Genomic DNA, 12935 nt, shown 5'->3' on the forward strand with positions numbered 1-12935 from the left:
CTTAAGTAAACCGACGCCCCGCAAAATGCGACCGCCCCCACAAGCCAGCTTCCAAGTAATAGCGACGGCCAAAGGTCTGCTACCAACGCCGTTGCTCCGAATCTCTCAAGGCTCTGTAGAAGCAAGCGCCCCCCCCCATCAACTGCCAGATTGGAAGAAGTTACAGCCACGACCCCGAGTACAAGACCAGCGATCAACCCCACCACTAAACTTCGCGGGATGCGGCGCATACTTTCGCATCGAGAGAGCGCATAGAATGTAACCGAAAGAAGTAGTGAGAGAAGCAGTACGTAGGGAACTCGCATCGCTCCTATCTTCATGAACGCGGATATCCATATCCATCCCGCAAAATTCACAGAAACAGATAGAGTGAAGCATATCAATGATGAAATAAGCCTATCCTTCATTTGACTGGACATTCTGCCGCCTTTGCACTCTTTTGAAGAACACCCGGGAAGAGTGTTTGCTTTATCCCACACATTCCATCCAACGCGCCGGACACGTGGCTCGCACACCAGAAGCCACGTGCATCCCCCCACTCCTCCGCGTTCGCAATGAGAGTTAACTCTTGCTCCGGAGTCAAAGGGATTACCGTTAATTCAACTCGACTACCAGTTCCCACCTGATACTTTTTGTAGCTGGCCAAGCTAGCATCGCGCCCCTCAAATAGCCCACCGGTTCCTCGACGACCACCAGGTGCGTAGCTGCCGGAAGGGTCGTACAGGAAATCAGGCTTGCCAGGTATCGAAACATGAATCGCCGAATGGTTTGCAATACCGAAATCGTATGTCGTTATTAGCGTCGTCGTCAGCCCAAGCGGATCAGTAAATCGGGCGGGGTTCGAGATCACGTAGCCATACGTACTGACGCCGGCGTTCAACCCAACGGGATCGCTCTCCACGTATCTAGCCGACGCCGGGTCATAGTCACGGAAGTAGTTGTAGAACAACCCGCTCGCATCCGTCGCCTGCTGGCCCGGGAAGCGCAGCGCCAGCTCGAACGCCACACCATCCCCATCCGGGTCGACACTCGGGATCTGGTTACCGAACACCTCGCTCTTGTTGCTCCACTCCCAGATCGCGACATTCCGCACTGGGTCGATCACCACACGTGGCGTACCCAGATGATCCGGCTGGACGTAGGCCAGCTCCGGCACGCCGGTACTCGGCACATTGATCAGCGCCACCGGGTAGTTGTCCAGCCAGATGGCCTGCTGCTGCGCCTGGCCCGTGGCTGAGTAGTTGCCCAGCCACTGCCCTGCTTCGTCGTACAGCGTGATCTGGGCAGTTCCACCGGTCGGGGTGCGCAGCACGCGCTCCCCACGATGGTTGTAGGCGTAGCTTTCAAGTACGGCATTGCCCTGCTTCACCGCGTTCATGCGATTGGCATCGCTGTAGGTGAACGTCTTGCTGCCGATGCTGGTGGTGTTACCCACCGCGTCATGGGTGCGCGCTTCGCCATCCACCGCAGTCAGGCGATGGCTGGTTGCGGGATAGGTGTAGCTGGCGGTGCCTGCCGACGTGGTCAGCGCGGTCCGATTACCGGTGGCGTCGTAGGCATAGGTTTCGATCGGCGTGCCGGTCGTGCCGTCCTGGGTCTGGGTCAGGCGGCCCAGCGTGTCGTAGGCGTACTTGGCGAGTACCGTTGAGCCTGTGCCGTTCTTCAGCTCGGTGATCGAACCGACCGGGTCGTAGCCATAGCCCAGCGACAGGCCACCTGCGGCCGGGTCGTGTATCGCCTGCGGGCGATAGTCCAGATCCAGCGGACGCTGCAGCTGGCGGCCGTTGCCGTAGGTCCAGCCAGTGGCCGGGCCGAAGGCTGCGTAGGTCACGTTGTTCACCACGATCTGGCGCGCCTGGCCGGGCCGGGTCAGACCGATCTGGCTGATGCGGCCCTGAATATCGCGCACGTAGTCGGCCACGGTGCCGTCGGGGTAGGTCAACGCGGTCAGGCGACCCGACTTGCTGTAGGCATAGCGCAGCGTGCTGGCGACACCATTAACGGTCTGCACCTTGCGGGTGACCTGCCCGAAGCGGTCATGGCAGTACTGGGTGCTGCCATTGGCGTGCAGCACCTGCCCCAACCGTCCCTTGGCAAAGCGCTCATCGGCAGCACACGCAGCAGGCGCCACGTCATAGCTGTAGCCCACGCCCAGATTGGGATCCGGATAGGCGACGCCGATCAGGCGATTGAGTGCATCGTAGTGATAGGTGGCGGTGACGCCGCGCGCATCGGTGGCCGTCTTGCGGTTGCCTGCCGCATCCACCGTGAAGCTGCCGGCGCCACTGTCCGGGCTGACCTGCCCGGTCAGGTCACCGAACCCGTTGTAGGCGTACGTGGTATGCAGGCCCTTCGGGTCGGTGACCTGGGTGACCTGATCCAGCGCGTTGTACTGGCTGCGGATCTCCGCCGCGACGCCGCCGACGTCCTGCAGGGTCTGGGCCAGGCGGTTCAGCGGGTCGTACTGCTGGCTGGTCACGCGCTGCAGTGCGTCGGTCACGGTCTGCGGGTTGCCGTTGGCATCGTAGGCAAAGCCGGTAGCGTGGTTGCCCGCATCCTTCAGTGCGGTCAGCTGGCCGAGCGTGTTGAACGTCCGCGCCAGGGTACGGCGCAGGGTACCGCCGGTATCCAGCGTGTCTTCCTTGAGACGGTTGCCGGCGTTGTCCAGCGTGTAGTGAATCGTGTTGCCTGCGTTGTCCTCGATGTCAGTCAAGCGCAGGGCACCATCGTAGACGTAGGAAACGCTGCTGCCATCCGGCTCGGTGATTTTCTGCACCTGGCCGGTTGGCCAGTAGCTCAGTTGGGTAACGCGGTCCTCGGCCGTGCTGGCACCGCGTACGGTGATCGAAGTCGGCCAGCCGCGGGCATGGTACGTGTAATCGGTGACCACACCGTTGGCGTCCTTGACCGACAACGGCCGTCCGAGCGCATCGTAGGCCAAGGTCTCGATCGTCTGGCCCAGCGCATTGGTCACGCTGCGCAGGTCGCCCTTGCGGAAGCCACATGCACCATTGGTCGCGCACCCTGCGTCATCCGCCGGGTAGTAAGCATAGGTAACAGTATCGACCACATCCGTACGCGGGCCATCCACGCTCTTCAGCAACCCTTCCACGGGGCAGCTGCCTGCCGCAGCCACGTCCGCGGCTTCGCAGTAGGTATAGCTGGTAATGCGCGTCTGGCCGGACGCGGTGTCGGTTACCGTGTTGGTCGTTGGCTGGCGCCGGGCATTGAAGGCCGTGCGGGTTTCGCGGCTGCCAATCCGGGTGGTCAGTACCGCATTGGTTTCGATGTCGCGCGCGGTGGTCACCACACGCTGTTCGGGCAGGCCGACCGCTTCGGTCACGGTATGGATGCTGACGGCGCGACTGCTCACCGGATCGGTGCCCTGCGCATAGGTGTGCTTGGTCTGGATACCGCGGCGATCGGTGTAGGTATCCAGGCGCCGGCGGAAGTCGACACTCTGGTCGTAGTAGGTTCGGCTGACGGTTCCCTGCGAATCCGTCAGGCCGGTCACCTTGCGCGACGGAGCGCTATCGCCGCCGGGTGTCAGGGTGTAGTCGGTCTGCCGCCCCAGCGCGTCGGTCACCACCGCACCGCCATTGGGGCTGTAGGCCAGCGTCACGCCATCGGCACCGCCGGCATGCTGACTGGAGATCACACGACCGATGGAATCGTAGGTGAAGGTGCTGTAGCGGCGACCGTCCTCGGCGGTGATGCCGGTCAGGTGCTGGGGGAAGTCCTGGTTCTCGTAGTGATACGTCCGCACACCACCACCCGCATAGGTCACCGTGGCGACCTGGTTCTGCGGCGTGTAGATATAGGTGGCGAGCGCAATGCCTTCGACCAGCACCGAACTGATCAGCGCCTCATAGTCGTTGGACTGGTAAACGAACTCCAGTGTGCGGCCACTGCTGTGGGTGACCGCCGCAAGGCGGTCGCTGTCGTCGTAGATGTAGGTCAGCGACGTGCCATCCGGGAAGCGCTTGGCGGCAAGACGCCCGTCCGCACCGAAGGTCGAGATGGAGCCCGCCGAATACAGTGTCCAGTTGCCGTTCTGGACGAGACGATCGCCACTGTCGTCGTCCGCCTCATAGGCCTGGCCGATCTTCTTGAACGCCCGCTGGAAACCGGTGCTTTCAATGATGCCAACGCTGTCAACGCCATCCAGTGCCAGGTGGGCGCCCAGCGAATGGGTCCAGCCATAACCGAAGCCACCGGAGGACGTGGAGATGCCGGAGTGATAGAAACGCGTCAGTGCGATCCAGCCAAGATCGAAGTCCCGCGCGATCTCATACTTTTCACCGGTCTTGACATCGCAGGGGTTGCCGACATTGCCGTCGCAGGCGCCACCATCCGTTTCCGGCTCATTTCGGGCAACTGGGCTCATATCCATGCCGAACTCAGAAGCACTATCTCTGCCCGTCAAAGGGCAACTACCATTGCCACCGTCCTTGTCGCACTTCTGCGACTTGGAAGTGATGGTGGCAACGAACTCTTCGCTGACGCAGGCGTTGTGCTTGTTGGACCACTGCGTAAGAGGAACAGGGCAATCAAGGCGGCGTTTGCGTCCGAAGGCCATCTGGCTCACGTAGGGAGCGCAAGGCGATTCGGCCGTGTTCTGCCCGATCATATGAGTGATCTGATAGAACCTCGACTCCACAACGCCTTCCGTTTCCGGCGTACCAGAGAACCAGTCGCCTTGAGGTGTGACAGCAGCACCCGGACAGACAGGATTGCTTGCCTGGACTTCCGCGAGGAAGCTCGCAACCATCGCCTCTTCCGTCGAAAACTCTTCTGTACTCAGATAGGTCCAGTCTGGATCGGAGGGTTGCGCCTTCCCCATCCAGTAGGTGATCGACGTGTTGCCGTTCAAGTCCACGACTTTCGACTTGATCTTGTCCACGTACTGCCAGCCGAACTGGAACTCCGGCGGGAACGGGCTGGGTGCGGGCAGGTTCTTGATGGCAGCCACCGCCGCCTGCTGGGTCTTGTATTGAGTCGCATCGCCGCCGGGCTGCGAAATACGCCAGGTGATCCTGCTTTCCTGCGCCTGTGCCACGGCAGGGGCGAAGCCGCCGACGGCAACAATCGCCAGCACGGCACACGAAATGGTCTTCAGTCGTTCCAACATCCCTGTTCTCCTTCCTGGACGAACACAGCGCCGGCGGGAACGAGAACGCGGAGCTGTGCCCCGCGTCATGCTTCGGATCGTCCCTGGTCCGGTATGCGGCAGTGCCACATGCCGCCTTTATCGTTGAGGACGCTTGCACGTTCAAGTGTGGAGCCGCGTAACCGATCACAGATTCAAGCATCCAACGCCATTCAGCGGTCTACGCCCCCGTCCCTATGACTTCCTGCACAGGGGGTCGGTGTTATACATCACTACATTACCAGCACGACCTGTCGCGAGGTCGGCAGGCTGTGGCACTCCGCTGCAGACCTGACCCATCGGAAGGGCTGGCACGCGGCACGGCCCAGGGGGAATGGCAATGAATAGCAGCCGAGTGACGATGTGGGTGCTGGCCGCGGTGATGGCCGCAGCAGGCTCCGTCCACGCCGGCGAAATCCAGGTGGATCGCGGCGCCTACGCACTGCAGGCCGAAGAGACGGGGACCGGCCCGATCGCTGTGGTCTTTGAATCCGGTTTCGGGCAGGGCGCGGGCGCCTGGAAGGAGGTGGTTGCGGGTCTGGGGCGCGACTACCACAGCATCACCTACGCCCGTGCAGGACTCGGCAAGTCCGGCAGCGACGGTCACGCCAAGCGCATCGATGCGCATCTGGCCGACCTCACAGCCGTGATCGATACGCTCGCCCCCGGTCGCCGCGTGGTGCTGGTGGGTCATTCCTATGGCGGCCTGCTGGCCACGGAGTTTGCACGCCGCCATCCGGAGCGCCTGCAGGGCCTGGTGCTGGTGGACCCGGCCACGATGGGTCAGCGCCATGCGTTCAAGCAGGCCGACAGTGCCCGCGTGCAGGCAGACGATGCCCAGCTGCGGGCAATGCTGCCGCCGGCCATGGCCGCCGACTATGCCGTGCTGACGGAACAACTGGATGCACCCGGTGCACAGACCCCGCGCTCAATGCCGGACGTGCCGGTCGCGCTGCTGACTGCAACCCAGCTCGCTGCCGAACCGCTGTTCTTCGAAGAAACCGCAGCGGGCAAGGCACTCTGGAAGGCGCAGCACGCCCTGCTCTTCTTGGGATTCACGCGCGGCACGCATCGCTACCTGGCGACCGGGCATACCCTCCAGCGCGAGGATCCTGCTGCGGTGGTGACCGCGATTCAATCGGTCTCCGGCACCTTGAACTAGCCATTCCAGGCAAGGGCTTGCCGGGATGTTCCCGACTACTGCCCGCGCAGGCGCACCGCAAAGTACCGCGTCGGGGAAAGGCCAAGCGCCTTCTTGAACATCGTGATGAAGGCCGTCACCGACTCATAGCCCAGCGTCTCGGAAACGCGTTGTACCGGTGCACCCGCGGCGAGTTCACGAATGGCGATGAGCAGGTGCAGTTGCTGCCGCCAGCGCCCGAAGGACAGTCCCGTTTCCCGTTCGATGAGGCGGGTCAACGTGCGCTCGCCCAGGGCCAGGCGCACGGCCCACTGGCCGATGGTGCTGCGGTCTGCCGGATCCGCCGACAGCGCCGCCGCCAGCGCACGCACCTTCGGGTGATGGCTGACCGGCAGCGACAGATGCTCGGCCGGCATCTGTACCAACTCGTCCAGCAACACCCGCGCCAGCCGGTCGGTGTGGCTGCCATGCGGGTAGTCCAGCGGCGCGTCGGCCAGGTGCAGGATCATCTCGCGCAGCATCGGGGAGATCGCCAGCGTCACGCATTGCATGGGCAGATCGACGATGCCGGGCTCGACGAACAGGTAGCACAGGCGCGCGTTGGCGGTGGCGCGGTTGCTGTGCGGCATGCCACCCGGAATCCAGACGCCACACTGGGGCGGCACGATCCACAACGCATTGGCCACTTCGCAGGTCACCGCCCCATGCAGCGCAAGAATGAGCTGACCCTTGCGGTGCTCATGCACGGGAATCTCCGCGTCGTGCTCGGCCACCTGCAGGCGGCTGGCGACCGCCGGGCGATCGGTCTCGTCCGGGTCCAGGTCAAAGCCGGGGAGCGAAATGCGAGCCATTCTCACATTGACCGGTTTTAGCGATTGATTGTCATTGTAGCGAAATTCGCCAGTGCGGCCGATCACTAGCATGAGCCGCATGCACTCCCCCACCCCGTTCCGCCCCTACATGCGCCAGGCATTTGCCCGGTTGAAGAACCCTGCCCTCAGGACCGATCAGGAAGCGCTGCTGTTCTCGCTCAAATGCCTGCTCGCCGCGTCGCTGGGGCTGTATGTCTCTCTGAGGGTCGGCCTGAATCGCCCGTTCTGGGTGATCGGCACGGTCTATCTGGTGTCACAGCCCCTTTCCGGGGCAACGCTCAGCCGCGGCCTGTTCCGCCTGCTCGGTACCGTGGGCGGGGCCGTCGCCACCGTCGTGCTGGTGCCACGTTTCGCCAATGCCCCCCTGGTGCTGAGTGCCGCACTCGCCACGTGGATGGCGCTTTGCCTGTATCTGGCGATGCTCGACCGCACGCCACGTGCCTATGCGTTCCTGCTGGCCGGCTATACCACCAGCCTGATTGGATTTCCTGCGGTGATGGTGCCGGGAGACGTGTTCACCATTGCCATCACACGGGTGCAGGAAATCGCCATCGGCATCCTGGCCGCAACGCTGGTACATGCGCTGGTGCTGCCGCGCCGGGTCTCGATGCGCGTGCACGTACGGGTTGCTGCCGTGCTGGATGATGCGGAACGATGGACACGGGACATGCGCGCCGGTGCATCGGACACGGTACTGGCGACGGACCGCTCGAAAGTGGCCGCCGACCTGCTCGAGCTGCATGTGCTGTCGATCCACCTGCCCTACGACAGCGCCCACGGCGTGGCGCAGGTGCAGATCCTGCGCGCCCTGCACGACCGGATGCTGGACGTCCTGATGCTGTCCAGCGCGGTGGAAGATTCCATCGATCGGCTGCGTTCACCACAGGCCGGCGCGATGGATGCAACGGGCTGGCGCGATCTGCTGCAGGCCGGCCTCGCCGCGCAACAGACCGAGCTCGACCTCGCCCACGCCGACTGCCGCGTGCTGCAGGCGCAACTGCACACTGCCCGTCCCGACTGGCGTCGGCATGTGCCTGCCCGCCTTGCGCGACATGTGCAGGGTGCGGTACTTCACCGGGATCATCGGCTTGCCCTGCGCAGCGCGCTGGGCGCGTTCGCCGGCATCCTGCTGAGCTGCGTTCTGTGGATCGTCACCGGCTGGTCGGAGGGCGCCACGGCGGTGTCCATCATCGGCACGGCGTGCGTGCTGTTCGGCACGATCGAAGCGCCGGCGCCGCATGTCATGCGCTACCTGGTGGGATCGTGCATCGGCGTGGCCGTCGGCCTGCTCTACGGTCTACTGATCTTCCCCGCGTTGTCCGATATCACCGGCCTGATTGCCGCGCTCGCGCCGGTGCTGCTGCTGTGCGGATCGTTCCTGGCCCGGCCGCCCTTCATCATGGCCGCCCTGGGCGTGGTACTGACCTTCCCGATCATCGCAGGCCTGGGCGCGACCAATTCGGTCAACATCGTCGGCGCACTCAACAACAGCGTTGCGCTGTTCGTGGGTACGACGGTGGCACTGTGCAGCATGCAGCTGTTCCAAACCGCCGACGCGGGCCGCAACCGCGCACGGTTGGAGCATTCGATCCGTCGGGATATCGCACGACACACCGCCGGACGAGGTGATGTGACCCGCGCCTTGCTCAGCCGCATGCTGGATCGAATCGGGCTGCTCGCTCCAAGGTTGCAGGGCCGTTCCAGCGCAGTACACGAGCTGCGGGCATTGTTTGCGGACGTTCGTGCGGCACATGCATCCAGCCAACTCCGCACACTGGACAAGTACCTGGACAACCCGCACGTTCGGGCGCTACACGCGGCGCTGGTCGAACGCGTCGCCGCACATTTCAGGGTTCGCGCCCACGCGCCACGCAGTGTCGATGCCCATCTTCTGAAGTTGTTGGACTGCATGCGCGAGGCCGCAACAGCCATCGCCGAGGCCGATCGAGGGAATCTGCTGCACCTGCTCAGCGGGTTGCGCCGCGACCTGCTGGCCTCACCGCTCACCCATCGGCACTGACCGCATGCTCTCTGATCTTTCCATTGATGGCGTGCTCATTCCCGGCCTGCTCGCCGTGGCCGCTGCCGCCTTGGCGCTGTCGATACTGACTTCACGCCTGCTCGCCAGCCTCGGTCTGTACCGGCTGTTCGCCGCGCGGCCGCTGGTGGGCCTGTCCCTGTTCGTGATCCTGGCGGAGCTGATGATCCGGCTCTCGCCCCTGCTCGAGAAATGAAATGAAAGACCTGCTTGCTGTCATCGGGCGCTGGAGCGCAACGCTGGGCGTGTGTGCGCTTGCCGCCATTGCCGCGCTCTCCCTCTGGAATCGTTACGAAATGCGCCCGTGGACGCGGGATGGGCGGGTGCGCGCCGATGTGGTGCGCGTTGCGTCGGACATGGGGGGGCTGGTCACCCAGGTGCTGGTGCACGACAACCAGCGGGTCAGTGCCGGCCAGCTGCTGCTGGTGCTCGATCAGCCACGCTTCGCCGCCACGCTGGAGAAGGCAGACGCGGCGGTCAGGAGCGCGCATGCCACGCTGGCGCTGGCCCGCCGCGAATCGGCGCGGGACAACGCACTTGGCAACCTGGTCGCTTCGGAAACCCGCGAACGCAATGCCGCCAAGGTCGATACCGAGCTGGCCGCGCTGGCGCAGGCACGGGCCGCACAGCGCGTTGCCCAGCTCAACGTGCAACGCACCGAGGTGCGCGCAACCACCGATGGCATCATCACCAACCTCGACCTGCACGCGGGCGACTACCTGCAACCCGGTGCGCAGGCACTGGCGCTGATCGACACCGGCAGCCTGCGTATCGAGGGCTACTTCGAGGAAACCAAACTGGCCTGCATCACCGAGGGCGATGCCGCCGTGGCCCGGCTGATGGGCGACAACCACGACGTCCGCGGACACGTGGATACCATCGCCGCCGGCATTGCCGACGATCAGCGCTCAAGCACACACAACCTGCTGCCCGCCGTGGCGCCAACTTATACCTGGGTGAGGCTGGCGCAGCGCATCCCGGTACGCATCCGCATCGATGATGCGCCGTCGGATACCCGCCTGATCGTGGGTCGCACTGCGAGTGTGACCATCACACCCTCGGCACCGGGAGCCTGCAAGTGAGCGTGCGAACACTACGCGGTGGGCTGCTTGCCCTGCTGCTGCCCATGACGGCCTGCGTATCCGGCCCCGACTATCACCTGCCTGCGAATGCGGTCGCGGCCTCCCCCCAGGTGGCGCGGGCGTTCGTCTCGGGCCAGGAGGCATCGTTCAGCCAGGACGCGCCACCAGATCAATGGTGGCACCTGTATGGCGACCGCCGGCTTGACGCCTACGTACGCGAAGCACTGGCGGCCAATACCGACCTGCGCGCCGCCGATGCCAACCTTCGGCGCGCCAGCGCAACCGTGCTGGAGTACCGCGCGCGCGGTGCCGTGCAAGCCGACGTGGATGCATCGGGCACGCTCACCCATACAGGTGGTTACGCCCAAGCGTCGGCCGCGCCGCAGTCGTATGCGCTGGGCCTTCACCTCTCCTATCCACTGGATCTTGCAGGCGGCATCCGCCGCGGCATCGAAGCCGCCAACGCGGACGCCGAGGCCGTCGCTGCGGCACGCGACCAGGTCCGCGTGGTCGTCGCTGCTGCCGTCACGCGTGCCTATCTCCAGGTGTGCACCCGCAATCACACGCTCGCCGCAACCCGGCAGGTGCTGGCGATCCAGCACGCCACGCTGGAGGCAACCCGCCGCCTCGCCGCAGGCGGTCGAGGAACGGACTTCGATGTCAGCCGTGCCGGTGCCGCCGTCAACCGCAGCGCGGCGGGGATACCGCACCTGCTGGCCGAACGTCAGGCCGCACTGTTCGAACTGGCCGCATTGATGGGCAGGGTGCCGGCAGACTATCCGAGGGAGGCGGAAGCGTGCCCGCGCCCCCCGGAGCTGGAGCAGGCGCTGCCGGTCGGTGAGGGCTGGCAGCTGCTCCAGCGGCGCCCTGACATACGTGCCGCCGAGCGGAGCCTTGCCGCGGCCACGGCGATGATCGGCGTAGAGACCGCGGAACTTTATCCGCGGGTCACCCTGGGCGCATCCCTGGGCACAGCAGGCACGCGAGGGCAGCTGCTTTCGGCCGACGGTTTCGGGGCGAGCGTCGGGCCGCTGCTCTCATGGCACTGGCCCAACCGCCGCGTGGCCAAGGCCCGCATCGCGGCGGCCGGCGCCAATGTGGATGCCGCTCTTGCTTCCTTTGACGGCATCGTGCTGCAGGCACTGCGCCAGACCGAGACCGCGCTTTCTGCCTGCACGCAGGAGCTTGAACGCGAGCGCAGCCTGGCGCAGGCGCGCGGGGACGCGGCGCGCGCAGCCGGACAGGCACAGCAGCTTTACCGCTTCGGCAGGATCGATTTTCTCGACGTGCTTTCGGCCCAGGCCGCGCTGGCAGATGCGGAGTCCGCACTGGCGGCCTCCCGCGCGGAGCGGGTCGACCGTCAGATGGATGTGTTCCTGTCACTGGGCGGCGGTTGGGCTGCAGGGGCCGTCGCCATTGGTGCGGCCCGCTGACGTCGTCTTCGCAGCAGCAGCCGCTACCCGATCTGTTCATGAAAGCCCTGTCCACATCCGTATTCATTCACACGGCCTGCCCTATATTCGCGCTCACAGCGCCGCATATCGCGGCCATGACGGAGGCATCCCGATGACATCCATACGTCTTCTTGCCATTGCCGTGGGCTCGGCCGCAGCACTCGCCGTAGCGCCCGCCTTCGCCGATCCGCCGCACCACGCCCGCGGCAACGGCCCGCCACCGCATGCGGGCGGCCCGCATAACCGTGATGCGCCGCCGCCGGGCTGGCAGAAGAAGGCCTGGCGACGTGGCGAGCGCCTGCCGTGGGCCGAAGTGGACCGCCGCTACTGGGTAGACGATTACGCGCGCTATGACCTGCGCGAGCCGGGCCGCGACCGGCGTTGGGTGCGCCAGTCCGACAACGAGTACCTGTTGGTGGAGATCGCCACCGGGCTGATCATCGACGCCCTGCATCGCTGAAGCGACCTGCGGCGTCCCACATGGAGCGATTTACCCCGGTGCAGACACCCTACGACCGGGGTCGCTCCGGTCGGCGGTGTTTGCGCCCGCCGCGCCCCGCCTGCCTCCGCTGCCGCCCGGCATGCATGCCCTCCCGCAGTGCGATATGCCCTAACATCAGCGCTGCGGCAACGAGCCCCATCGCAACCAGTATTTCGAATCCCCGATCACCAAAGAGCAGGTGGATGGAGATCTCCAGTGAGCACAGCCTGCCGCAGCTCAGGCCGTGCTCGTTGAAGCCATAAATGAGCACCATTACGCCCATCAGCCCGCACAACGCCATCAGGGCCAAGCTTGCGATGAAGATGAAAGGTCGATGGATACGCATGCGCTCGTCGCGGTCTTCTACGGTGATGTCCAGCGCGACGTTGCGAGCACGCGATCGGAGGCATCCAGCTCTACCGACCAGGCTTGGGTATCCAGGCCCAGCCGGTTCTCATACCACCGTCGCTGCGCACAGCGACCATCGCATCCACTGCTGGCATGCGGGTAAAGGGAGCACCGGCATGCTCCACCACGTCAGGTTGCCCCGGCACCCGCAGTACCTCGGCCCTGCTCGCCCCGACCGGGACCGAGGCAAGCGCGTGGGAATGCCACGCTGAGATCGCCGAGCAACTGGCAACGTAAGCCACGAACAGGCCGGCAAGCCCCTCCATCAGTGTCCTCATTGACAGACCCCCTCCTGCGCCTCGCGCCCGCG

Annotated in this window: 9 protein-coding genes; 6 read left to right on the top strand and 3 right to left on the bottom strand. The window is 64.8% G+C overall.

Translation table 11 applies throughout. The features are described 5' to 3' along the window. Positions 1–403 precede the first annotated feature (403 nt). Complete coding sequence (locus AC5P6E_RS06690; protein ID WP_495230794.1) at positions 404–5131, bottom strand: RHS repeat-associated core domain-containing protein; 4728 nt, start codon at positions 5129–5131, stop codon at positions 404–406. Between the two features lie 358 nt (positions 5132–5489). Between AC5P6E_RS06690 and AC5P6E_RS06695 the strand changes: the two genes are divergently transcribed. Next, on the top strand, positions 5490–6311 hold the full coding sequence (locus AC5P6E_RS06695) for an alpha/beta fold hydrolase (protein WP_495230795.1): 822 nt from the start codon (positions 5490–5492) through the stop codon (positions 6309–6311). A 35-nt stretch (positions 6312–6346) separates the two neighbouring features. On the opposite strand, the gene AC5P6E_RS06700 is transcribed toward AC5P6E_RS06695, so the two are convergent. Continuing rightward, a complete protein-coding gene (locus AC5P6E_RS06700; RefSeq protein ID WP_329835622.1) occupies positions 6347–7141 on the bottom strand; it encodes an AraC family transcriptional regulator in 795 nt (264 codons plus the stop codon). Positions 7142–7220: 79 nt separating this feature from the next. On the opposite strand from AC5P6E_RS06700, the gene AC5P6E_RS06705 reads away from it, so the two are divergent. From AC5P6E_RS06705 to AC5P6E_RS06725, 5 genes are all read left to right on the top strand, one after another. Beyond that, on the top strand, positions 7221–9182 hold the full coding sequence (locus AC5P6E_RS06705; protein WP_495230796.1) for an FUSC family protein: 1962 nt from the start codon (positions 7221–7223) through the stop codon (positions 9180–9182). Positions 9183–9186: 4 nt separating this feature from the next. Beyond that, positions 9187–9396 carry a DUF1656 domain-containing protein gene (locus tag AC5P6E_RS06710; protein WP_019337823.1) on the top strand — a complete coding sequence of 70 codons (210 nt, stop codon included), beginning with the start codon at positions 9187–9189 and terminating at the stop codon, positions 9394–9396. A 1-nt stretch (position 9397) separates the two neighbouring features. Continuing rightward, positions 9398–10282, top strand: a complete 885-nt coding sequence (locus AC5P6E_RS06715; protein WP_495230797.1) for an HlyD family secretion protein — start codon at positions 9398–9400, stop codon at positions 10280–10282. After that, positions 10279–11715, top strand: coding sequence for an efflux transporter outer membrane subunit (locus AC5P6E_RS06720; RefSeq protein WP_197654698.1), 1437 nt, complete (start codon positions 10279–10281; stop codon positions 11713–11715). Before AC5P6E_RS06715 ends, AC5P6E_RS06720 begins: the two co-directional genes overlap by 4 nt. Before the next feature lie 133 nt (positions 11716–11848). Next, the gene (locus tag AC5P6E_RS06725; protein WP_019337825.1) at positions 11849–12196 is read left to right on the top strand and encodes an RcnB family protein; all 348 of its coding nucleotides are present in this window, start codon (positions 11849–11851) and stop codon (positions 12194–12196) included. A 49-nt stretch (positions 12197–12245) separates the two neighbouring features. Here AC5P6E_RS06725 and AC5P6E_RS06730 read toward each other — a convergent pair whose 3' ends face one another. Next, positions 12246–12563, bottom strand: a complete 318-nt coding sequence (locus AC5P6E_RS06730) for a hypothetical protein (RefSeq protein WP_197654699.1) — start codon at positions 12561–12563, stop codon at positions 12246–12248. Positions 12564–12935 lie beyond the last annotated feature (372 nt).

This window comes from Stenotrophomonas sp. YJH_SMC_16, from assembly GCF_059367875.1.

Bases quoted from the DNA above. Each gene is read 5' to 3' on its own strand.
- AC5P6E_RS06700 (WP_329835622.1), bottom strand. From the start codon at position 7,141: ATGGCTCGCATTTCGCTCCCCGGCTTTGACCTGGACCCGGACGAGACC.
- AC5P6E_RS06730 (WP_197654699.1), bottom strand. From the start codon at position 12,563: ATGCGTATCCATCGACCTTTCATCTTCATCGCAAGCTTGGCCCTGATG.
- AC5P6E_RS06705 (WP_495230796.1), top strand. From the start codon at position 7,221: ATGCACTCCCCCACCCCGTTCCGCCCCTACATGCGCCAGGCATTTGCC.
- AC5P6E_RS06715 (WP_495230797.1), top strand. From the start codon at position 9,398: ATGAAAGACCTGCTTGCTGTCATCGGGCGCTGGAGCGCAACGCTGGGC.
- AC5P6E_RS06725 (WP_019337825.1), top strand. From the start codon at position 11,849: ATGACATCCATACGTCTTCTTGCCATTGCCGTGGGCTCGGCCGCAGCA.
- AC5P6E_RS06710 (WP_019337823.1), top strand. From the start codon at position 9,187: ATGCTCTCTGATCTTTCCATTGATGGCGTGCTCATTCCCGGCCTGCTC.
- AC5P6E_RS06690 (WP_495230794.1), bottom strand. From the start codon at position 5,131: ATGTTGGAACGACTGAAGACCATTTCGTGTGCCGTGCTGGCGATTGTT.
- AC5P6E_RS06695 (WP_495230795.1), top strand. From the start codon at position 5,490: ATGAATAGCAGCCGAGTGACGATGTGGGTGCTGGCCGCGGTGATGGCC.